The organism is Bacteroides sp. AF29-11 (assembly GCF_003602895.1).
Classification (GTDB): Bacteria; Bacteroidota; Bacteroidia; order Bacteroidales; family Bacteroidaceae; genus Bacteroides; species Bacteroides uniformis.
Window position 1 is genome coordinate 278,586 of the sequence record NZ_QTLY01000009.1, and the last position, 24,419, is coordinate 303,004.

Below are 24,419 nucleotides of genomic sequence, written 5' to 3' on the forward strand. Positions count from 1 at the left end.
TTAATAATAAAATTTGTAAACCAGATTCTCGGTTAGGCCGCAAAGTTCATTAAAGTATCCATTCATCAGGTTTGAATCCCCACATATCAGGTTTGAATTCTTGCATTTTATCACAAGGCACTGATTTTCAATACAAATACTTTCAACAATTCGAACTTATTGGATTATTGTTTTGAACATTCACAGAGTTAATGTACTTTTGTACTCGTTAACCAACATTGCATAGCAAATGTATATCTGCACTAAACAAACTCTACAGACTCTGGTCTTGCTTTTCTTCATGCTGTTCTCAATCACAGCCCATGCAGACAAGCATATCCAGCGTTTTTCCAGCCTACAATTTGGTACAGAAGAGGGGTTGAACAGTCTACGGGTCTTTTCCATCGCAACAGACAAGTCAGGAGCTATATGGATGGGCACACTTGATGGAATCAACCGTTTCAACGGGCGCTCGATGAAAAGCTATAAATTAGGGACCAACCAAAGGTTTTCCGATGCCTCAGGAAGTACTACCATGTTAACCATAAGCCCCAACAATTCACTTTATGCTTATAATAACGTAGGACGGATTTACAGATATAACCTGCTTACCGATCAATTTGAGCTCTACCTTGATTTAGCCGAACATATTTATATGGGCCTGGTTCTCCATTACCTTTTTATTGACTCTCAGGAACAGTTGTGGATAGGGCTCAATAGCGGTCTCTACTGTTGTCTATTAGGTGAAACGCCCCAACTTATTGATTCCGACTGCCATGTGACCTATATCACAGAATTACCTCAAAGTATGGCCATAGGTACCACATGTGACTTACGTATCTATTCCAAGGATAGGAATTTATTACAAAAACTCTGCCCGGACACCTATGTACAAAGTCTCCTACCACTTCCAAACAAGGAGATATTATTAATAGGTACTTTCAACTGTGGAGTGAAAAGTATCAGTCTCAGTTCATGGCAAGAGCAGCCTGTCAAAAACGGTTCTCTCCCTCACACTCCTATCCGTTCCATGATAGAAATGACACCGTCCACCGTTTTATTGGGTTTTGATGGAGATGGAGTGTACACCTACAACTTATCCAGCGGCGAAGCGGAGCCACTCTTCACGCGCACCAACCGGATGCTTACTGCCATGGGAGTGTATTCCCTATGCCGAGATTGCGAAGACAATATATGGATAGGGACTTATACCGGCGGGGCATTTCTCATGATGCCCGAGGAAACCAGTACAACTTTACTGAGACATCGCAAAGGAGAAGAACCATCCTTAGCCGATGACAATGTAAATGCATTCTGCGAACAAAGCAACGGTGAATTGTGGATTGCCACCGATAATGGTATCAGCATATACAATCCCCCAAATAACCGATGCAGGCAGATACTTCCAGGCAATGTGGTATTAAGTATCTCCATCGATTCCCAGGATATCATCGCTGCAGGCACTTATGGCAATGGAGTCTTTCTTCTCAACAGCCAGGGAGAAATTTTACATCATTACTTAAGCACCAACAGCAGTTTGCCTTCCGACTACCTCTCTACAGTACAGTTTGATACAGACAGAGATTTATGGATAGGGACAATGGACAACCAGTTGCTGCAACTGGAGCACCCTACCCGGCAGTGGAAATCGTACAACGTAATTAAAGCACGTTGCATAGCACAAAAGGATGCACATACCATTGCTGTAGGCACAGTGGACGGGCTGGTACTGATAAACAAACAAACAGGGAAACAGGCACATATATTTAAGAGCACCGACAACAAAGGGGAGGATTTCAATGCTTTCATTCAATCCATAGCATTTATAGACGATGAACAAGCATGGCTGGGAAGTGATGGCGGAGGCCTTTATTTGTGCAATCTGCAAACTCTTGAAAAAAGGGCTTTCTCTACCGAGCAACGTCTGCCCTCCAACCGTGTAAGTGCCTTGCTCATCGACCACAGCAAGATGTTATGGATAACTACCGACCACGGACTGGCCTGCCTTCCCCCACAGCCGTCCATGCAGATATACAACCAAAACTTTGAGCATGTGATGTCGAGATTCTACAACCGTTCCGCCGCTATCCTATTGGCAGATGGACGTGTAGCACTGGGAAGCACCACCGGAGTACTGATTTTCAAACCCCACATTTCACTCACTTCCTATCAGGCCCCGTCTTTACAGCTCACCAACTTCCGGATAGACAATATAGACAGCAGAGAATCCACAGACATGCGTCCAGAGCTCATGCAAATGCTGGCAGATAGCACCATCACTTTATCATACCGACACAATTCATTCACAATAGGATTTGAATCAGTAAGTTTCCGTTATCAGGAAGACATTGCATACGAATACATGCTTGAAGGGTTTGACCGTGACTGGAACAAGTTGGAAAACAATGAGCAACTGCGCTACACGAATGTATCACCAGGCAAATACCAACTTTGCATACGGTCATACAGCCTCAACAGCGGGCTTATATTAAGCAACCGGACAACAAGCATCACCATCTGCCAGCCATGGTGGAACACTTGGTGGGCTTGGCTATTATATACCATAACCCTATGCGGTATTATAGGAGTGATTATCAAAAGCAAACAGCAACAGTTGGTGCGCCACTATATGAACGAAAAGATTGCCTTCTTCGTAAGCATAGCCCACGACATCCGTACCCCACTTACGCTTGTCAAAGCTCCTTTGGACGAATTGCGTCAGGATTCCACACTTCATGCAGACGCCATCCGGTCTATAGGGCTGGCACATTCCAATCTCAACAAGCTACTGGACATATTATCACAGCTACTTGATTTTGAACGAATAGACCATTCCAGTATGAACCCCAAAATGGAGGCTGTGCCACTAAAACAGAATATCGACAACCTCTTCACTATCTTTCAACCGCTCTGCCAGCAGCAACAGAAAACATTGCAGGCAAGCAGCATTGACTGCCTGTTGGGGGTGTGGGCCGACAGTAAATTACTGGACCGGATACTTACCAACCTTCTATCCAACGCTCTTAAATACACTCCTGCTGGAGGGAAAATCAGCATCGACGTGAAAGCCGAAGCTGACAAAGTACAGATTATCGTCAGCGATACAGGTATCGGCATCTCCCCCAAAGAACAAAAGAAACTGTTTACAAGTTTTTTCCGTGCCAGCAATGCCATCAGTTCCGGCACTCCGGGCATCGGCTTGGGACTATTACAAGCCAAGCGGTTTGCCACTTTACTGAAAGGGGACATCAAAGTCAACTCCATCGTAAACCAAGGTTCGGAGTTCATGCTCATACTCAACAAGGCCGCAGTCACAGCCTCCGCCGTGCCCACCGCCACTCCAATCACGAAAGATTTCACTACCACCGAAAACACCACACTTTGTGACTCGGACAAGGATACATTACTCATTGTAGAAGACAATGATGAACTCCGCCTCTATATGCGCCGTATATTTGAACCGGTTTACCGGGTCATAGACAAATCCAATGCGCAAGAAGCGCTGGAATATATGGAAACGCAATATCCCAGTTTAGTGTTATCTGATATAATGATGCCCGGTATGCCGGGTGACGAAATGTGCCACCGTATAAAAAGCACTCCTGCCACTTCAGGTATACCGGTCATACTACTTACCGCCAAGACCTTCAGGACATCCATCATAGAAGGATTGCAGAAAGGAGCCGATGACTACATAGCCAAACCTTTCGACATAGATATACTGAAAGCCAAAATTCAGGCACAAATAGAGAATCGCAGACGCCTACGGCAATACTATACACAGATTGCCCTGCAACATACCCTTTCGACAGACAAGACCATCAAAGAAATGCCTGTACAATCTGCCATGCCCAATAATGCGGACAGTGCCTTTGTGGAAAAAGCAACTCAAATCGTAAAAGATAACATAAGCGATTTTGAATTCGACATTGACCGGCTCTGCCGAAACATGGCCATGTGCCGAACTCTCTTCCACGAACGGCTGAAAGCTCTTACCGGGCATACTCCGCAAGACTTCATCCGTATTATCCGCCTTAAGCAAGCTGCCGCCCTACTGCAACAAGGAATACCGGTGACCGATGTTTCCATACAAACGGGATTTGTAAACTCCAAATATTTCAGCACTTTATTCAAGAAATATTTCGGTGTCCAACCCAGCCGATACACCGGGCAAAGAATGAATATAGGCTGATTTGTAGGATTTCAAACCTCTATATGCAGGATTTCAAACTATACATAACCCCATTGCCACTACCTTTGTCGCCATAAACCTATAAAACTGATTTTATGAACACAAAATTCATCTGTTTGAAGAATGTAATGGCAATACTATTGTCCATAAACATTTTGTCCTGTTCCAGCTCCAATTCCTCCATAGAGGAGTTGCCCTATCTCACCGTGAAAAGTGTATCCCCTCAGAATCTCGCAGCCGCCGGTGGAGAAATAACCATCCGTGTTTCATCCTATCCCATCGCAACAGCCCAATCCAATGCCGGGTGGATAACACTGAAATCAAATACTTCTTCCGATAATCTTACGTCATTTGCATTTACAGCAGAAGCCAATAAAGGGAATGCCCGTGAAGCCGGCATAACTATCACGGCCGGTGAAAAAGAAACCAGCATCATCATCACCCAGGCTGCAAATAATAAGCAAGAGAGCAAACCTGCCATAGACGAGAATCTTCCTGCCGTAAAAGTGGCAAAGGAGTTGGGGCTCGGATGGAATCTGGGTAACCAGCTTGACGCCCATGTAAACGAAATAGCCGACGAAACCTCATGGGGCAACGGTAAAGTTACACAAGAGACACTCTTGAAAGTAAAACAAGCCGGATTTACATCAGTCCGCATCCCCGTTACCTGGTTGGGAAAAGTGGGCGAGGCCCCACACTATCATATCGACACGGACTGGATGAACCGTGTAGCCGAAGTAGTGGAATATGCTGAAAAAGCCGGGCTGAAAGCCATTATCAACATCCATCATGACGGACACCGCCACATCCACGAAGACGGTTTTGATGAGCACCGCTGGCTTAATATCGTAGAAGCAGCACAAAACAAAGACGTAAATACCGCTATCAAAGAGCAACTCAAATCCATGTGGACACAAATAGCCCAACGTTTCGAGAACAAAGGCGAGTTCCTCATTTTTGAAGGCCTCAATGAAATTCATGACGGAAGATGGGGCTCTGGCACCAATACCACCGATGGAGGCAAACAATATGCCACACTCAATGAATGGCAACAAGTTTTTGTAGATGCCGTCCGTGCCACCGGCGGTAACAATGCAACCCGCTACTTAGGTATCAGCGGCTATTGCACAAGCCCTAATCTTACCATAAAACACCTGCAGCTCCCAACAGACCAAGCCAAAGACCGTCTGTTAATATCAGTACACTACTACGACCCTGCCACCTTCGCATTGGAAGATAAATTTGCAGAGTGGGGACACACCGGCGCCCCCAGCAAAAAAGAGAACTGGGGAGACGAAAAACATCTTGAGAAAATCTTTGCAGCATTAAGAACCGCTTACGTAGAAAAAGGGATTCCCGTATACATTGGAGAAATGGGGTGCGTACACCGCAACAACAACCGTTCTGAAACATTCCGCAAATACTACCTAGAATATGTATGCAAAGCTGCACGCACCAATGGCATGGCCGTATTCTATTGGGACAACGGCAATGCCGGCGCCGGACAGGAATGTTCCGGGCTGATGAATCACGCCACAGGAACTTATGTCAACAATGGAAAGGATGTGATAGATGTCATGACCAAAGGGTATTTCTCCAATGACCCTTCATATACATTAGAAAGCCTATACAATAACGCTCCACAATGAAAGTTCGACAATCTCCCACTTAGCAACAAAAGGGGAAACCGGGTAGCACCCTTTCCGTGTTATAGCCTCCTCTGAATATCCTCGTTACTGTTCCGCTGACCCTTACTACGTATATCACCACCGAAAGTATAGGATACACCGATACGGAAACTGGCAAAGGCAAACTGATTGTCGGCAATTATCTTCAACCCGTTGGACATGGTTTCCAATTTGGAATGGCTGACAAACAAATTGTTGACATTCAGGCTGAGGCTGAGCTTATTGTTCAACAACCGATAAAGCATACCTGCACTGACGCTGTAAGTGGGGCTCATCAGATAGATGCCCTGATACTGACGGGAAGAATAGGAACCGGACAACGTGGCCAGAAGAGTCTTCTTTTCATTGAAGAAGAAAGTGTTGCGCAGACTGGCGTCATAAGCCCATCCTTTCTCCTCGGGAGAGGTGGTGACAGCGCTGGAGGTAGTCCGGCGATAGCTCACTCCATGCTGGGCGTAAGCTTGCAGCCATTTGGTACGGAAAGTGTACGAATTGTTAAGCCCGAAAGCATGCGTCTTCATGAAATTCTCCCAAAGGAAAGAAGTCACATTCGTTTCGGCATCCAAGTCCACAACCTGGAAGAATACATCGTCCGAATAAGAATAATAAGCGGAAACATTGAAGTTGTTCTTCAACGTATATCCCAGTTCTGCATTGTAAGTGTAGCTGGGTTTCAAGTCCTCACGTCCGCAGGCATATGTATATTTGTTCTGATAGAACGGAAAAGGATTGACCATATTCTGCGACGGACGGGAGATGCGGTTGGAGAAACTGAAGTTCAGCGCATGCCCGTCTGTAGGCGAATAAAGCAGATAGACAGTAGGGAACAAGCGCGTATAGTCGTGCTTGTCCTCCGTATCCTTCGCTTCGGAAATACCGGTAGTGCAGGTGTGCTCCATACGCAAGCCCAACTGCATGGAAAAACGTTCGGAATATTCACGGCTATAATCAGCATATAAGGCATAGATTTGCTCCTTGTAACGGAAATAATCATCCTGCACCAGCGTAGGGTCCGACGTATCGTAATTGATACCGTTGCGAGTGTTGGTAAAGGAGACCTTGGCACCTGCCGTTATCTTGTACTTTTCAAAAGGAAGGATGAAATCAAGAGCGGAGGAGACTACATCCACCTTGCGATGTTGCAGATAGTTGTAGTCGAAGTTTGTACCCGGAATCTCCGTACCGTCAGGCAGGAGGGTTTTCGAGAGAAAGCCCATATTTTCGTCCCGGTTGTCACGCAGGTAATCCACATCCCAAGTCATTTTCTTGCCTTTGTCATCCCAGACCTTATCGGTATGAAAATTCAGATTGAGGCGGTCGGAACTGGTATCCTTGTCACTGTTGGAGTACAGCAAAGAATCCAATACGGCGGTAGAGGCATCGTAAACTTCCGTCCATGAAAGGGCGTTGCCCGGTTTGGGAGCACTGTGATTATAGATGGCCTGCATACCTACAGTCCAGTCCCGTTCCAACGATACGTCCACACCTCCCTGAAGGTAGAAGCTATTCATGTAATTGGTGTAGTCGGCACGGCTGTTCCAGGTGTTCTGCGGAAAATAGCGGTAATTCTTCTCACGCGTCTCATAGTTGCCCTGCGTAGTACCCCCGTTGAGGAAGGATGACACGCGCCCCTTGCTGAGGTTCAGGCTTACCCCGCCATATCCGTAATTGTCCTTTTCACCAGCGCTGTAGGAAGCGGAAGCCGTACCACCCACGTAATCTTTGGGGCGTGACTTCAAGCGGATATTGATGATGCCTGCATTTCCGGCGGCATCGTATTTGGACGGAGGCGTGGTAATCACCTCCACCTTCAGTATCTGGGAGGCGTCATAGGAACGGAGGTAATCTATCAGTTCATCTCCTGACAGCTTCGTCTCACGGTCGTTGATATAAACCTTGATACCCCCTTTACCTATAATACCAATACTGTTTTGTCCAACCTGCAGACCGGGCACTTCACGCAGAAGGTCGAGTGCACTGCCTCCGGCAGAGGCTATGGTATTATGTGCATCGAACACTACCCTATCCACCAGACGCTTGATAACGGGACGCGCGGCCGTAACGGTCACTTCGTCCAGCAAGGCAGAAGAAGATTTCAATGTCAATTCGCCAACGTTTTTGTTTCCTTGCAGCACAACGGGAACGTAGAGGTCTTCGCTGCCGATAAGGGTAATATGCAACAAGTATTCTCCCAGTGGCTGGTCAAAGGAAAAACAACCTTGTGTGTCGGTCAGCATACCGGTAATATAGATACTGTCTTTTGCCTGCTTCAGCAGCACATTCGCCACCTCTACCGGTTGGCGGTTCTCGTCCTGCACACAACCGGAAAGCCGGTAAGTCTGAGCAGGAAGCAGAGTTGCCATACTTGCCAAGGCCACCCATACCATCACTCTTTTTCTAACGTTGTTCAGTAGTTTTTCTTTCATCATGCGTTTGATTTCAATATTTCACACCTTGTATTTCGCTGATACAAAGGTAGGGGTAAAACATGCCTCAAACGGTCTATATCGAGGAATAAAAAGTCTATATTCCAAAACTACAAATCACTACATATCAACACTTTAATTTCACAAAAGTCTATATTATGCCTTTTCCGGTCTATATGCTGCCTATAAACTCTACGATGCCTTCCTTCTCCCCCATCCCCAGTTTCTTGCGGATATTCGTCTTTCGCTGGTAAATGGTAGGAATGCTCTGTTGTATCACCACACTAATCTCCTTCGTCGAGAAGTCCGCACAGAGCAGGCAGCAAAGCTGCTTTTCTTTGTCAATGAGCACATCGCCAAAACAGCTGTCCATCTTTGTGTAGAAGTTATCATAAATCCGGTCTATGATAGGATACAAGTCCTCCCATACCAGCAAACTCTCTACCGGCAGTTCATGGCTGGTAATACCCGAAATGCGGCGAAGCAGCTCCTGATTCTGTGAGGTAGGTTGTTTAGCCACCAGCCGTATCATGCCTAATTGCTGCAACAGTATTTTCCGAAAAAACTGCCCGTCTTCCCCTTTCGACTGGTTCCTGATCGCATCTTCCAGCAACCGGGTCAGTGTTTCCGCCCGTTCTTCCGCTTCAATCAACCGGTTACGCCGGTTACGGATATAAAGGGACACACCGCCACCTGCAAGCACCAGTACCAACAGTGCCAGCAACAAATTCAGTTGTGCCTGCTTCCGTTCCACCGTCAGAATCAAGTTGGCTTGCGAAAGCGTCTCCTTCGACTCGTCCTTACGCCGGACAGTACTCTGCAACGCAGTAAGAGCATTGGCTACAGAATCATTATAGCGCGCCACGTCCAGCACATCAAACGTACGGTGACGTGTATAATCTATCAATGCCCTATATACCGCCACCATATTCTCTTCCGTCAGAAACCGGTTCCGGCCCTCGCCACGTTTCCTCTCCTTATTCAAATAGTATTCCGCCGAATCAAGCAGCCCTTCTTTCAAGAACACTTCCACTTTCACCAGATCTCCCATACGCAACTGCACCGGGTCGACGACATACTGCTCCATACGACGAATAGTAGCTATTGCACCGGAAGGTTCATCAAAAGAGTAAGCCTGCATCTGGGCATAGTTACGCAAATAATGCACTATCTTACTGGTATCTTCTGCCTCCACTGCCAGTTCTATGCTGCGCTCCATGTAATAGGATGCAGAATCATTCTTGTTCAGCCCCATGGCAATTCCCATAGAGAAGAAGCTTCCGGCTCTTGCGTCCAAAGCTATGGCGGTACGGAAAGTTTCTATCGCTTTCTCATAATCTTTCCAGACATACACATACCAGTATGCCTTATCAATCAGCATATCAGCCATTCTTCCCGTGTCCTGCAGCGCCTTGGCCAAAGCTACGCCGCTGTCAATGGCAGCTATACACCGTTCGTGCTCTTTCAGCCAATACCAGTACCAGGCTTTCAACTGATAGGAAAACAGATTCTTCGCCGTGTCGTTGCGGAAGACGTAATAATCGGAAGCAGGCAATATCAAGGAATCTTCCGCCATCGAGTTGTGCCGCTTATAGTGCACATAAGCATTCAGCCATCCATACAACAGCCTCTCCTCATCCGAAAGTTGCGATGGCCTCTCTATCTGTACCAGCAAGGCATACACGCTGTCCACATTCATATTCACCTGCTTTTCTGCCAGATGTAACAGATGTGCCTCATTCATCTGCCGGCAGGCAACAAGGCACAGCAACGCAAACAATAGTCCAAGGAAAGGTAATCTATTCATAATATAGGAGATATAGTTTTTTCTATCATTTGTCTGCAACCGCAGTTTCCAGTTGCTTCAGCGCCTGCTCCAACACCGAACGCGGGCAGCCGATATTCAGCCGCATAAATCCCTTACCCGGTTCACCGAACATGGTGCCGTCATTCAGTGCCAGGTGTGCCTTGTCCACAAATAGTCTCACCAGTTCCTCCTGAGTCAGCCCCAATCCCCGGCAGTCCAGATAAATCAGGTAAGAAGCCTGCGGACGTATCATGCCGATGCCCGGAATATGCTCGCGCAGGTAGTTCTCCGTGAAATCGATATTGCCCTTTATATAGTCCAGCAGCTGTTCCAACCATTCCTCACCATGCATATAGGCAGCAGCCGCACCGATATAGGCCAACATGTGCCCTTCGCTGAACTCGCCCGCTTCCATGAACTCCTGAAAACGGTGGCGGATGTCCTCATTGAGGATAATGGCGTACGAACTTCCCAATCCCGGCATATTGAATGTTTTGCTGGGTGCCATGAAGGTGAGGGAATTCTGCGCGGCAGCCCCCGAAACAGTAGCAAAAGGATGGTGTTTGTAAGGTGGCAGAGTCAAGTCGGCATGAATTTCATCGGAGATGACAAACGTATGGCTTTCCGTACAAATATCAGCAATCCGGCGTAATTCGTCCACCGTCCATACACGCCCGCCCGGGTTATGGGGATTGCAGAGAATCAATACTTTGCATCCTTGTATATCCTTACGGAAACGCTCAAAGTCAATCTGATACTGTCCGTCTTTCAGGTCGAGCGGAGAGTAAACCACTTCGCGCTTCATGCGTTGCGTCACCAGGAAGAAGGGATGATAAACGGGAGTCATCACCATTACCCGGTCGCCGGGATTGGTGAAGCATTGCAATGCGAAGGCTTGACCGCGGACAATGCCGGGTACAAAAGTCAGCATCTCGCGAGTGACGTCCCAACCGTGGCGACGACTGAGCCAGCTACAAATGGAAGTATACCATTCCTCACACGCAGACGTATAGCCCAGCACTTCATGTTCAAGACGCTTCCGCAAGGCTTCCATCACAAACGGGGGCGTGCGGAAATCCATATCCGCCACCCACATGGGGAGGAGGTCATCGCGTCCCCATACACTCTTCACACCGTCCCATTTCACGGAGTCGGTACCACGGCGCTCTATTACTTCATCAAAATTGTAAGTCATATGCTTGCTTTTTTATAATTCAACGCATCAATTTGTCTTGTTTTTATACGACCCATTACCGCCACCTTATTTTTGTAAACAATAATCATATCGGGAAAAATATAAATACCACCACATCCCACACTGCATGAGACAAGATAATAGCGGCAAAGCGGTTCGGAAAGAAACGGTAAAGCGCCCCCCATGCCGCCCCCACCACCAGAGCCGCCATGACCAGCATGAAGTTGCAGGAACCGGCATGCACCAGTGCATAAATCAAAGTAGCCACCACAAAACCCGCATTCGGATTCCAGCGTTTGGAAAGCGTGCGTTGCACATAGCCGCGCCAGAAAATCTCTTCCGCCGGCCCTATCAGCAACAGCAGCAATGCTGCCAGCAGCCAAGGAGACTCTCCCTCTTTCATCCCATAAATGGAGTCCACCTGCGGACGGGCAAAATCGAACATCCAAGATGACACCTTGTCTCCCAACCAGAAAACGCCCCACAAAGCAACAGCAATGCCAAGTCCCAGCAAGACATTCGGCAAGCTCCACTTCACCTCCCGCCACCAGCCGGGATTGAACAAGGTGGCAAACACGGACAGTGTGAGCGCAGAACCGGTCATCATCCACCAGAAATTCACGAAAGGAGCCGTCCAAGGCGAAAACATGACCGTCCACAGCACGGCAGCCAGCAGAATGGTAAAAATCAGCTTCTTCATGACAGCAGACCGGCTACAACGAACGACAACGTGAACAGCAGACTGAACAACAACTGGAGTTTTGCAGTCATCTCATCCAGACCGGCTATGGCACTTTCTCCCTTTCCGGGAAAACGGGACACCACCCGTACATTGCCTATGGCAGGAACCAGTGCCGGCATCACCAGCAGGGTCCATAAAGGAAGAGTTCCCGCAGCTATCAAGCCGGCTATCCAGCCAAAAGGAAAAAGGACTTCGGCACAATAAACGTACATCGACGCCTTTCCTCCCAGCTTCATGGCCAGTGTCTGAATCTCTGCACGGGCATCGGTACGCATATCCCGTGTATTATTGGCATGCAGAATGGCCACCGTAATCAGTCCCACCGGCAGAGCTATCCACAAGACATTCCAGTCAACTACTCCCGTAGCCACATAGCAGGTGCCCAACGTCGGCAGCAAGGCATACGCCAAAAAGATGACGACATCGCCCAACGCACGATACTTGAGCGGTGGATAAAGCAACGAGCAAGCTGCACCGCCTATACCTATATACAACAGCGGCAAGCCGGTACGCCACAACAAGCCGATACCCGCAACAAGGGCAACTGCCAGCAATGCCATCGACAAGCGGTATATCTCACGCGGGGTAAACATCCCATCAGTCAGTGTCTTGGCGCCAAAGGTATCCCTTGCATCGACCTTATGCTTATAGTCAAAATAATCACTCCAGGTATTCCCGGCAGCGTGAAACACAATGATGTTCAACAATGCCCAGATACCGTTCACCCAGTTTATGTCCTGCCGCATCCAATACAGATATGCCAACGTCACCACCACCGGCATCGAAGAGGCGGGGAATGACCACGGACGCACCGCTATCATCCAATCTTTCAAAGAATGTTTCTTCATTTGTTATTTATCATTTATTTGTGCACAAAAGTACGAAATATCTTCGCTTTTTTAAGTAATTTCGCGCACAAGATAAAAGAACCCCTTATGATAAAAGCTCTGTTTTTTGACATCGACGGAACCTTGGTCAGCTTCAAGACCCACGAAATTCCCGTTTCCACTATTGAAGCGTTGACTGCCGCCAAAGCCAAAGGCATACATATCTTCATTTCTACCGGACGTCCACGCGTCATCATCAACAACTTGTCTGCCTTGCAGGAACGGAATCTGATAGACGGCTACATCACGATGAACGGCGCCTATTGCTTTGTAGAAGACACCGTTATCTACAAAAGCCCCATACCGACAGCGGAAGTGGATGCCTTGACAGCTTTCTGCCACGAACGCAACATCCCATGCATCCTGGTGGGAGAGCACGACATCTGCGTGAACCAGCCCGGCGAAGTAGTGGAGGAAATCTTCCACCGCCAACTCAAAGTGGACCCCATCGAAGCAAAGCCCTATACCGACAGCCATGCCGACAAAGCCTTCTTCCAGCTGACTCCCTTTATCAACGCCGAGGAAGAAGCAATCATCCTGCCCGCCGTCCCCCACTGCGAGATGGGCCGCTGGCATCCCGCCTTCGTAGACGTGACAGCCAAAGGAAACACCAAGCAGAACGGTATCGACCAGATTATCCGCCACTTCGGCATCAAGCTGGAAGAAACCATGGCCTTCGGCGACGGAGGAAATGACATCAGCATGTTGCGCCATGCCGGTATCGGTGTAGCCATGGGCAATGCCAATGATGACGTGAAAGCTGCCAGTAACTACACAACCACTTCTGTTGATGAAGACGGTATCGCCAACGCCCTGAAATATTTCGGCATAGTCGGGAATCCATCATAAATCTGAAATCTTTTGAGCTTCGTTCCCGATACCCAAAACAAAGAGTTTCAAGACGCCTTGAACCTCATCCAGTATACCCGTCAGTCCGTATTCCTGACGGGCAAAGCAGGTACGGGCAAATCGACCTTCCTGAAGTACATCTGCGCGAATACAAAGAAAAAGCACGTGGTGCTTGCACCGACCGGCATAGCCGCCATCAATGCCGGAGGCAGTACCCTGCACAGCTTCTTCAAACTGCCCTTCTACCCCCTGCTGCCCGACGACCCGAACTTCAGTCTGCAACGGGGACGCATCCACGAATTTTTCAAATACACCAAACCCCACCGCAAACTGCTGGAAGAGCTGGAATTGGTCATCATCGACGAGATTTCCATGGTACGCGCCGACATCATCGACGCCGTAGACCGCATCCTGCGCGTCTATTCCCGCAACCTGCGCGAGCCCTTCGGTGGCAAACAGATATTATTGGTGGGCGATGTGTTCCAGTTGGAACCCGTCGTCAAAGGAGATGAACGGGAGATACTGAACCGATTCTACCCTACCCCTTATTTCTTCTCTGCCAGGGTATTCGGCCAGATAGACCTTGTCTCCATCGAACTGCAGAAAGTATACCGGCAAACAGACAGCAAGTTCATCCATGTGCTGGATCACATCCGCAACAATACCGTCGGCTCTACCGAACTTCAGCTGCTCAACACCCGCTATGGCACCCAAATAGAGCAATCGGAAGCCGACATGTACATCACCCTCGCCACCCGCCGTGATAATGTGGACTACATCAACGACAAGAAACTGGCGGAACTTCCCGGTGACCCGGTCACCTTCTACGGCGAAATCATGGGAGACTTTCCCGAAAGCAGCCTCCCCACCTCGCAGGAACTGGTACTGAAACCGGGCGCACAAATCATCTTCATCAAGAATGACTTCGACCGCCGCTGGGTGAACGGCACCATCGGCGTCATCAGCGGCTTCGACCCTATTGAAGAGACCCTCTACGTCATCACCGACGACGGCAAGGAATGTGACGTCAAACGAGAGTCGTGGCGAAACATCCGCTACAAATACAACGAAGAAAAGAAACAGATTGAAGAGGAAGAGCTGGGTACCTTTACACAATATCCCGTGCGCCTGGCATGGGCCATCACCGTCCACAAGAGCCAAGGGCTGACCTTCAGCCGGGTAGTCATCGACTTTACCGGCGGCGTGTTTGCCGGTGGGCAGGCATACGTAGCCCTCAGCCGCTGCACCTCGCTGGAAGGCATCCAGCTGAAAAAGCCCATCAGCCGTGCCGATGTATTCGTGCGTCCGGAGATTGTCAGTTTCTCCGAACGCTTCAACAACCGCACCGCCATCGACCGTGCCTTGAAGCAAGCACAGGCAGACGTTCAATACGTTGCCGCCGCCAAAGCCTTCGACAAAGGGGATTTCGGCACTTTCCTGGATGAGTTTTTCAAAGCCATCCATTCCCGCTACGACATCGAGAAGCCCAACGTGCAGCGCCTCATCCGCCGGAAGCTGAACATCATCAACCGTCTGAAAGAGGAAAACCGTGCACTGAAACAAGCAGCATTGGAGAAAGAGAAAGCCCTTGTAAAGTATGCCCGCGAATACATCCTTATGGGTGACGAATGCCTGAAGCATGACATGAAGGAGGCAGCCATGAAAAACTATGAGAAAGCCGTCACCCTCTGTCCCAAATTCAAAGAGGCCTGGAAGAAGATAAAGAAACTGGAGAAAGAGATGCTAAAAAGGTGAATCGCTTGTTTATAAGCCGATTATTATCTATTTTTGCATATAATATAAAACTCAAATCCATTTCCGCCATGCTTCTGAAACTTTATGAAAAAAATAACAATCCCGCCGACCTGCAGCAGGTGATCGACCTACTGAATGACGGAGGTATCCTTATCTACCCTACCGACACCATGTATGCCATCGGCTGCCACGGACTGAAGGAGCGCGCCATCGAGCGCATCTGCCGCCTCAAGGACATCGACCCCAAGAAGAACAATCTTTCCATCATCTGCTACGACTTGAGCAAGGTCAGCGAATACGCCAAAGTGGACAACAGCACCTTCAAGTTGATGAAGCGTAATCTGCCCGGAGCTTTCACCTTCATTCTGAACGGCACCACCCGCCTGCCCAAGATATTCCGTAACCGTAAGGAGGTCGGCATCCGTATGCCGGACAATTCCATCATTCAGGAAATAGCCCGCCTGCTGGATGCTCCCATCATGACAACTACATTGCCGCATGATGACAATGAGGACATTGAATACTGCACAGACCCGGAACTGATTGACGAGAAATTCGGTGATATTGTCGATTTGGTAATAGACGGCGGTATCGGCGGTACGGAAGGCTCTACCGTAGTGGATTGCACCAATGGGGAGCCGGAAATCATACGCCAGGGGTTAGGCTGGCTGGACGAAGGATAAATATTGAATTCCGGCCACAATTTCCAAACCTTTTCAACTTCTTTTATGTTTCTTTACTAAGAAATACAGGAACTTTATGAGCACAAAAGAACAATACTGGAAATATTCATTGATAGCTATCATTATCGGGCTGGGAATCATTCTTTTCAGACAAATAGCCCCATTCATGGGCGGTCTGCTGGGAGCCTTGACTATCTATATCCTGGTAAGAAAGCAGATGATGTATCTTTCCGACAAGCGGAAAATGAAGCGCAGCATAGCTGCCACCCTCATTACAGCAGAGGCAATTCTCTGCTTTCTGGTTCCGCTTGGGCTGGTGGTATGGCTGGCTGTGGTCAATCTTCAAAACATCAATCTGGACCCGCAAGCCATTATAGCTCCTTTCGAAGAAGCGGCCAACATCATTAAAGCCAAAACCGGCTACTATATCTTGGGGAAAGACACGGTGGCATACGTCATTTCAATTCTTCCCCGCATCGGGCAAGCCATCATGGGAGGTATCAGCAGTTTTGCCGTCAACATCTTCGTACTGGTCTTTGTACTCTACTTCATGCTGATAGGGGGCAAAAAGATGGAACAGTACGTCAACGACCTACTGCCGTTCAATGATGACAATACACAAAACGTCATCCACGAAATCAACATGATTGTCCGCTCCAATGCCATCGGCATCCCCTTACTCGCCGTCATACAAGGAGGAGTAGCCATGATAGGCTACTGGATTTTCGGTGCTCCCAACATCTTGTTCACCGGTTTCCTGACCTGCTTCGCCAGCATCATCCCAATGGTAGGAACAGCGCTGGTATGGTTTCCGATAGCTGTCTACATGGCATTGATAGGCAACTGGGTTCAAGCTATCGGGCTGGCCATCTATGGCGGTGCAGTCATTTCACAGCTCGACAACCTGATACGCTTCATCATCCAGAAGAAAATGGCAGACATTCATCCGCTTATCACTGTCTTCGGAGTTGTAATTGGCTTGTCCCTTTTCGGATTCATGGGTGTCATCTTCGGGCCACTGCTCTTATCACTATTCTTTCTGTTCGTGGATATGTTTAAAAGAGGGTATTTGGATGCAAGGGGGAAGACGACGGAATAAGTACTTAATAAAGCATGACCATAATAGGGTTACCTTCCTCTTCTACTCCCATTCTCCGTTGATTATCATCACTGAGTTCATCCGGTTGTAACAAAGCAAAAAAATGTCCATCCGAAGTGACTCCCCTGATTTGGATATGCTGATTATTCATTTTATCAAATAAGCTATCACCCTTTTGGCAAACAACAGTTTTCTTTTCCTTATGGTAAAATCCACAATATGACTGGCTTTCTTCTAAATATAAGCTTGTATGAAAATGGAAATAGATGTATTCTGCATTCTCCAGAATATAGTCTATGGCTATTTTCTTATCACATCCTTCTACATCCAATTGCTGCTGCTCACTCCAGTGCCACTCACCCAGTTCAAAAACCAGATATGGAGTAAGTCCCTGCTCTGAAATAGTATAGATAGTATCATTAAAAGCTTGTTTCACTCGGATGGCATCCTTAGATTTCCATAACGAAGGGCTATTGATTGCCGTATAATATTTCCGGTCACCAACAAATTCTGCCATTGCCAAGTCACCTCCATAAGCAACATTGCCCCCCAACAAATTTGAAACCGACAAAACCTCATCCATGGGAAGCAGGGCTGAATTCCATGTAGCAATACCGGTCAATGACATCGTATTTCTATCCATATAAAAGACTGATGGCGTCTCCGGAGAGAGTTTCATTTTATTATGTCCCCAAATTCTGTCCGCATCCATCAAATAGTAATTTTGGGACAGAATACAATTGACTGTATCTTGCAATCGAATTCTATCCTTATATTTCCCATCAAATCCATATAGTAGGAAATCATTATTCCATCCCAATAGATAAACGGTTCTCCGAACCGCATCAGCCCAAAAGCTCACTTTCCCCCATGAATCCTTTGCATATCCTTCCGGATCAGTACCTACGTGTCCAATATCCCGAATATACTTCCCGTTAGTACGGTCAAAAAGTTTCAGATTCTGATGGACAGAAGATACCAATATCGCACTATCCATAATTATGCACTCCGGATATTTTCCTATAATAGCCTGCTCATTAGTCTCCAAAGGAATATAACTTATGCTGGAAAACAAATTTTGTACAGATTGTCCTTCTGACAATCTACTCATTGCTTCCGCAACATTAATTACATTGCCATCAATCTGCTTTTCGGAACACGAAGTTACAACCAACATCAATAATAAAAAGAATTTCCACATATATCTCATACCATTTCTATTCATTACTCTGAAAGTAGTAAAATATCACTTATCATCATTAATTACATTATTTAATCGATTCCGGCTCCATCACAAGGCGAAAACCTCCATACTCGTCACTATAATTCTCAATGTCGTAATCAATGTACGACACCCGACACCCCTCTGCTGTTCCTCCCCAACTTCCACCTCGCAATATTCGGCGGAAAAAAAGATAAGTACCCTCAAAAGGCCATCCCGGATGGATAGACTTACCACCTTGCTTGTATTCTTTAGTGTACAAATCACCGCACCACTCCCAAACATTGCCACTCATATCATACAATCCCAATTCATTGCTTTTTTTCAGACCTACCGGACGGGTAGTTCCAGCTTCTCCATATTGTCCGCCAGAGGAATTCCCAACATACCAAGCCACCTCACTTACCTGATTGCTGCCACTGTATTTATAGTGCTTACTTTTGTGTCCACCACGCGCTGCGTATTCCCATTCGGCCTCAGTCGGAAGACGAAATGTTTTACCGGTCATAGCATTTAATCTACCGATAAACTCCTGCGCATTTTTCCAGCTTACATTTTCCATCGGGCAATCTCCGCATCCCCCATTAAACGGCAAAATGGAATCAGTATCCATAACCGCCCTCCACAGCCTTTGAGTAACTTCATATTTTCCTATGTAAAAATCAGATACCGACTCCTTACGTGCTGGTTTCTCGTTATCCTCACAGTCACATCCCTGCTCATCTGTACATCCCATCATAAATGTACCTCCTTTCACAAAAACCATCTCAATAGAATCCCCATTCACAACAACTACAAGTTGCTGAATAGGAGTTTCATTCGACTGACATCGAATAAAAACAGTTATAAGACATATTGCCAAAACAACAGTCAATGCTTTAACTCTTCTTTTCATACTTTCATTAAGAACATTCTCTTCCTTAGTATTTCATACTATATATACGAATAGCACAAACATACTAAAAACAAATGAATTACGAACTATTCATAGATATATTTTTCACACTTCATGGGAAAACAGTTTCATCTTTATATCAACTTCTTAATAAAGAACAGCTATTATGGGGTTACCTTCTTCTTCAACTCCCATTCTTTGTTGATTATCATCGCTAAGTTCATCCGGTTGTAATAAAGCAAAAAAACATCCATCCGAACTAACTCCCCGAATTTGAATATGCTGATTGTTCTCTTTATCAAACAAGTTATCACCTTCTTGGCATACAACTGTTTTCTTGCGAATAAATATAAATCACTTCTTATATATGCAAGAATCATTTATGCTTACTTCAACAATACGATTACTATTTGACCCAAATAAATGTTCATTTTGAATATACAACTCTATTTCATGGCCTGGCAAATAATTCTGAAACCATTCATAATTTATTTCACTTTCCATACCTCTATTTATATAATAAAAAGAATCATTCTCCAACTCTATTACAATATCATTATGCTCTGTAGCAGATACACTTCTAACAATTCCTCTTTGCAGACTTATGTTATTTGATATAGACACGAATCTAAATATTAAAAATAGAGCTATAAAAGCCATCAAGACATACACTACAATTTTTTTTTCATACGTAAATAATTATTATGCTTCTTACTAAAAAGAAGCGTTATACAATCTTTTCTTTAGCTAAAAACGAACAAGTTTCACCCGACTTCATATCCTGATTACGACTCCAGACCATCATAAAATTCTGCATCCTCAAATCCATAGCCTACCAAAGCCTCATTATAACCTTTCATTGCAATAAAGCCTCGCTTCTTCAAACATATTCGTCCAAAAACATCACGTTTACAAAGAGTACTGATATAGAATATATTTTCTTCATTCTCAAACTTCTTCATCACGAACTCTGCAAAGCCTTTCCCCCAGATAATTATCTGCATCCAGATTACATACCGACTCGCTAACCTAAAAACCATATTCCCACTATGACTTCGTCGATAATAAGCCGGTTCATGCAAGTGATGCAAAATGAGATTTGTTTCATAGTGTTATATATTCATTATCAAATCAATGAACAGTAAATCTACCGAATGCATAAGCCCCATCCGCGCCCTTTATCTCAAGTAAAAAATCACCACCTAAACCTTGCTGTAACTGTACTTTTCTTAATATAGGAGAGTCTATATTCTCAGCAGAGGAGTAAACAACATTCCCATTCTGAGAAATTGCAATTTCCACTTCACCTATCGATTGATAGAATTCCAAATCAATGGAATGGTCATCATTCAAAAATGCTAAAAAAGGAGTAGCTGAAGGAATAGAACGATGAGCATTCCCCGGACCACCCGGTAAATCAAAATCCTCATCCATGACGATTTCTACTCTCGAAGGAAAAGTAACTGAATCTGCACTTACTACATTTACTACAAGAAAGTAGTATAAACTTAACAAAATAAAAAATGATTTCATAGTATCTTTAGTTTTGAATGTTACAAAGATAGCCATTCAATCACTTCTTAGAGAAAATACGAGTGGACAACACAAGACAAGTCAATACTCTATACACCAATAAGATGACAGTAAAAACATTTCTAAATTAGTGGACGAAAATCAAGCGATTATTCTAGTAAAGAGCTACAAATTCTTCCAATTTATCATTTGTATCCAAACTTAAGATTCCCCTCAACCTCCGTTTCTTCGTAAAAATGGAATTCATCTCACAGTCAAAAGTGAACATCAATTCACTGGAAGTGAAACCGACTTTAAGCAAAGCCAACAACATCAAGTTGCCACTAGTTAATTTAAAATCTTTCTTTAACCGAGAAATAAAATTACCATATATTAAATCTATATATTCAAGGAGTTGTTCTTTCTCCTGGTTGGTCATATTCTTCACAATCAGCTTTTCCTTCTTCAATTGTTCCAAGAGATAAACGCCATTTACACATACATTTTCACTTATTTTTTTATTCTCACTCTCCAATAGCAAAATCTTTTGGTTCAATTTAGCAATCTTCTCTCTATTTGTTTCTGCCATCTCACCTGCCCTTTGTTTCAACACATCAAGTTCATAAACATATCGTTTAATCATGCACTCATTTTCTTCTATTATTTGCATATTCTGCCGGAACAGTCCTTCATATCTCTTTCTCAAAAGAAAATACAAAACAATGCATAGCAGTATAATAAACAAGACTACTGCTATCCAAAAATAAAGCTGTATTTGCTTTTCACGTTCAACCTGTTGCTTTTCTAAAAGAAGTTTTCCTCTTTCATATTTACGTTGCAAAGTCAAAATTTGAGATGTTTGTTTAGCATCCCGTTCAATGACTAACAACGAATCAGACTTTTCTTTGAAATAGAGAGCCATTGCATACTTTTTCTGTTTCTTTTCCAACAGATACAAATAGTGATATGCACCCGCCAGAGTACGAGGATTTTCAGAATTCAAAGCTAAAGCGAAACATCTTCCAGCCTCATCCAACTTATTTAGATTCAAATAAATATTCCCCAATGACATTGAACAGTGATGCATAGAATGCCTATCTTGTTCAGTCTCTACCGCAGTTTTCAACAGGGCTATTGCATCTCCCAAATCCCCTTCATTTCTTTTGGCAATCCCTTTTACTTGTAATAAAGAAGGGATTACCCGTTCAAAACTGATACATCCTTTCTTTTTCTCACACAAGGACAAAGCACGATTAATGTAATTATAAACACTGTCATATTTCTGTTCTACATAATAAATACGAGCAATATCCCGATAAACATATATAACTCCTAAAGTATCAACAGCCTTTTGAAAACAATACGCTGAACTTTGATAATTGTCGAGAGCATCTTTATATAGCTTTCTGTCCGTATTCAAAACACCGATATATTCATGTACAAATCCCTGCAACTTATATTCTTCCGTCTTCTCCAATTTAGCCAAAGCGCTCAAATAAGCTTGTATAGCCAATGTATCATTATCTTGCAAAGCTGCCACTTTACCATAATAAAACAATGCCTTTCCTGCTTTTACACCATCATCCTTATAATAATCTACCGCAATTTTTATCAACGAATCCGACTGCAAACTATCCAGATAGTTTTTATCACGTGCTTGCGTTAGCAGCAATGCATAGTCCGCCCGCTACTTCCCACGAAGCTCCTCCGGATGAGGAATTTGCTCCAACAGCAGCAATGCACTGTCAGGATATACATCCATATACCTCTCTACCTTATCAAAAACATTGGATACGTTCTTCTCTACGCAAGAACCTAACAGTACACAAACGGACAAAAGCCCAAGATATAACAGTTTTTTCATATGAACATGTTCTTTACCAGATTATCATTGCGTATACACAGAATCCTTTTGGAGATAAATATTCACACCAGCCAACGGCAATCCTTTTTCCCCATCAGTCACAATGCCATTTGTCTGCGCATTAGAAACAACTGCACAGCAGAATGTTATGAACAGTACTATACATCGCTTCATAATCCATGTATATATAATTAAACTTTGGATGAGAATAAGCTTTTTTACGGCCTCTCCCTTCAAAGATACAAAAAACCGCTTCAACAATGTACAAAAACAAGATAAATGTGACAAACAAAACAAATAGCTCAGAGCTTGTTTCCCCTTACATAGGCTTCCTTTCCATTTTCTGTACGGAGTTATCAGCGCCTATCGGCCGTGATGCGCTCTGCCAACGGCCGTCAACCACTCGACTAACGACCGTCAACAAGGTGCTTCATAACCGTTGAACACCTATTATACTCATAGTTTCCCCATACTGTGCACCTATCTTATTCCTATTATGAGCCCAGCTGCAGTCTATCGGTAAACGGTCTTTTACGAAGTTAATACCGTGTTTACACGAAACGCATATCGTGTAAACAAGATATTTGCAAAATGCTGTACATTCTATTAATACACTAACAAACAAGATATTAACTTACTTTTCGGCGTATTTCCGCTGTGGAAGCAAAAGTTGCTTCCACCTTTTTGAGTTGCTTCCACAGCACTTGTAATGCCGATGAATAAAGGGATGCAGGAAGTAGGTGGAAGTGTGGAAGCAGAAATGATAAAACTAAGCAGAGATAATTTTCCCTTAAAAGCAATAAAACTCCAGAATCTGCTGGAGCAAAGCATCCTGCTTTCCCAGACCTTTTTCCAACTCCACACTTTTCAGGTTATAGAGTTGTGCCAGCAAAGCTGACGACTGCTTCTCGCAAAGACGGGAATCATGTACCTGCTCCATCCAGCAGACGGTCTCTCCCCAAACATCTACCGAAAGATGTGACAAGACTTCTGTCGGGGCTCCCCCCTTCTCCACCTTACGGAAGATTTCGACCAAAGCACACAACAAGCTGGACATTATCTGTTTACAACGGGAATGGGAACGGGATTCCCGGTTTCTGAAACGTAGCAGGAAATAGTACCCCAGCCATAAATAAACGGTGGTGACTTCTGCATGGATTTTCTCTATCCTCTTCCAATGCGCAACCAAGGCAGCATCAATTCCTTCCAGAATCGCATCCGTATCATCTTCTATGTAGTATTTCTGCGCAAGACACTCTATCACGCACCCCCATTTCGCCATATCCACACACTCTTGCGTACGCCCCATCCATACATGGGCTTCCTCCAATATCCGGAATGCCTTTTCTCCACATTCTGGAGCATCATAAAACCGATACTGACGAAACAACAGAAGAGACTGACATAATAACTCATCCAAAGAGTACTCCGCACTTTCCATATTTAAAATTCAAGTATCCATTCAGGTAACAAAATCGAGCAAAAGTAATCATTTCCTAAGAAAATCACGCTGTTTCAGCACAAAAACCGGCAGGAAAAAGAAGATACCGATGACGGACATCACCAGTCCGCCAATGGTACCCGCCGCCAATGGAAACCAGAAAGCCTCCTTGTCCTCACCTAT

At 45.3% G+C, this 24,419-nt stretch carries 18 protein-coding genes; 6 read left to right on the forward strand and 12 right to left on the reverse strand.

Annotated features, from left to right (window positions below; genetic code table 11):
• Positions 1 to 229 precede the first annotated feature (229 nt).
• Both DWZ03_RS16775 and DWZ03_RS16780 read left to right on the forward strand, forming a co-directional pair.
• On the forward strand, positions 230 to 4,171 hold the full coding sequence (locus tag DWZ03_RS16775; RefSeq protein WP_120130420.1) for an ATP-binding protein: 3,942 nt from the start codon (positions 230 to 232) through the stop codon (positions 4,169 to 4,171).
• Positions 4,172 to 4,266: 95 nt separating this feature from the next.
• Positions 4,267 to 5,820 carry a cellulase family glycosylhydrolase gene (locus DWZ03_RS16780; RefSeq protein ID WP_120130421.1) on the forward strand — a complete coding sequence of 518 codons (1,554 nt, stop codon included), beginning with the start codon at positions 4,267 to 4,269 and terminating at the stop codon, positions 5,818 to 5,820.
• 59 nt (positions 5,821 to 5,879) lie between these two features.
• Here the strand turns inward: DWZ03_RS16780 and DWZ03_RS16785 are convergent, their stop codons facing one another.
• The 5 genes from DWZ03_RS16785 to DWZ03_RS16805 form a co-directional block, all read right to left on the reverse strand.
• Positions 5,880 to 8,285, reverse strand: coding sequence for a TonB-dependent receptor domain-containing protein (locus DWZ03_RS16785; RefSeq protein ID WP_117749195.1), 2,406 nt, complete (start codon positions 8,283 to 8,285; stop codon positions 5,880 to 5,882).
• A 172-nt stretch (positions 8,286 to 8,457) separates the two neighbouring features.
• Entirely contained in the window at positions 8,458 to 10,092 is a 1,635-nt protein-coding gene (locus DWZ03_RS16790; protein ID WP_117749146.1) for a helix-turn-helix transcriptional regulator, read from the reverse strand.
• A 25-nt stretch (positions 10,093 to 10,117) separates the two neighbouring features.
• Complete coding sequence (locus tag DWZ03_RS16795) at positions 10,118 to 11,287, reverse strand: MalY/PatB family protein (protein ID WP_005835307.1); 1,170 nt, start codon at positions 11,285 to 11,287, stop codon at positions 10,118 to 10,120.
• Positions 11,288 to 11,372: 85 nt separating this feature from the next.
• On the reverse strand, positions 11,373 to 11,987 hold the full coding sequence (locus tag DWZ03_RS16800) for a CPBP family intramembrane glutamic endopeptidase (RefSeq protein WP_120130422.1): 615 nt from the start codon (positions 11,985 to 11,987) through the stop codon (positions 11,373 to 11,375).
• Entirely contained in the window at positions 11,984 to 12,877 is an 894-nt protein-coding gene (locus DWZ03_RS16805) for a prenyltransferase (RefSeq protein WP_022401746.1), read from the reverse strand. Before DWZ03_RS16805 ends, DWZ03_RS16800 begins: the two co-directional genes overlap by 4 nt.
• An 87-nt stretch (positions 12,878 to 12,964) precedes the next feature.
• Here DWZ03_RS16805 and DWZ03_RS16810 point away from each other — a divergent pair, with 87 nt between their 5' ends.
• The 4 genes from DWZ03_RS16810 (at position 12,965) to DWZ03_RS16825 (ending at position 17,302) form a co-directional block, all read left to right on the forward strand.
• On the forward strand, positions 12,965 to 13,765 hold the full coding sequence (locus tag DWZ03_RS16810; RefSeq protein WP_016272569.1) for a Cof-type HAD-IIB family hydrolase: 801 nt from the start codon (positions 12,965 to 12,967) through the stop codon (positions 13,763 to 13,765).
• 12 nt (positions 13,766 to 13,777) lie between these two features.
• The gene (locus DWZ03_RS16815) at positions 13,778 to 15,520 is read left to right on the forward strand and encodes an ATP-dependent RecD-like DNA helicase (RefSeq protein WP_009037121.1); all 1,743 of its coding nucleotides are present in this window, start codon (positions 13,778 to 13,780) and stop codon (positions 15,518 to 15,520) included.
• Positions 15,521 to 15,588: 68 nt separating this feature from the next.
• Positions 15,589 to 16,203, forward strand: coding sequence for an L-threonylcarbamoyladenylate synthase (locus tag DWZ03_RS16820; protein WP_009037122.1), 615 nt, complete (start codon positions 15,589 to 15,591; stop codon positions 16,201 to 16,203).
• A gap of 76 nt (positions 16,204 to 16,279) precedes the next feature.
• A complete protein-coding gene (locus tag DWZ03_RS16825) occupies positions 16,280 to 17,302 on the forward strand; it encodes an AI-2E family transporter (RefSeq protein WP_057097207.1) in 1,023 nt (340 codons plus the stop codon).
• A gap of 4 nt (positions 17,303 to 17,306) precedes the next feature.
• On the opposite strand, the gene DWZ03_RS16830 is transcribed toward DWZ03_RS16825, so the two are convergent.
• The 7 genes from DWZ03_RS16830 to DWZ03_RS16875 all read right to left on the reverse strand — a co-directional run bounded on the left by DWZ03_RS16830 (position 17,307) and on the right by DWZ03_RS16875 (position 24,236).
• Positions 17,307 to 18,503: a 6-bladed beta-propeller gene (locus tag DWZ03_RS16830; protein WP_225982652.1), complete on the reverse strand. Its 1,197-nt coding sequence runs from the start codon at positions 18,501 to 18,503 to the stop codon at positions 17,307 to 17,309.
• A gap of 67 nt (positions 18,504 to 18,570) precedes the next feature.
• Complete coding sequence (locus DWZ03_RS16835; RefSeq protein WP_035450030.1) at positions 18,571 to 19,419, reverse strand: formylglycine-generating enzyme family protein; 849 nt, start codon at positions 19,417 to 19,419, stop codon at positions 18,571 to 18,573.
• Between the two features lie 785 nt (positions 19,420 to 20,204).
• Entirely contained in the window at positions 20,205 to 20,423 is a 219-nt protein-coding gene (locus tag DWZ03_RS16850; RefSeq protein ID WP_061411404.1) for a galactosyltransferase-related protein, read from the reverse strand.
• Positions 20,424 to 20,550: 127 nt separating this feature from the next.
• Complete coding sequence (locus DWZ03_RS16855) at positions 20,551 to 20,988, reverse strand: DUF3244 domain-containing protein (protein WP_016272561.1); 438 nt, start codon at positions 20,986 to 20,988, stop codon at positions 20,551 to 20,553.
• 118 nt (positions 20,989 to 21,106) lie between these two features.
• Positions 21,107 to 22,546, reverse strand: coding sequence for a hypothetical protein (locus DWZ03_RS16860; RefSeq protein ID WP_243634970.1), 1,440 nt, complete (start codon positions 22,544 to 22,546; stop codon positions 21,107 to 21,109).
• Positions 22,547 to 22,618: 72 nt separating this feature from the next.
• Positions 22,619 to 22,795 (reverse strand): hypothetical protein, encoded by a 177-nt coding sequence (locus DWZ03_RS20285; RefSeq protein WP_016272559.1) that lies wholly within the window; start codon positions 22,793 to 22,795, stop codon positions 22,619 to 22,621.
• Positions 22,796 to 23,585: 790 nt separating this feature from the next.
• The gene (locus DWZ03_RS16875; RefSeq protein ID WP_120130423.1) at positions 23,586 to 24,236 is read right to left on the reverse strand and encodes a hypothetical protein; all 651 of its coding nucleotides are present in this window, start codon (positions 24,234 to 24,236) and stop codon (positions 23,586 to 23,588) included.
• Positions 24,237 to 24,419: the final 183 nt, after the last annotated feature.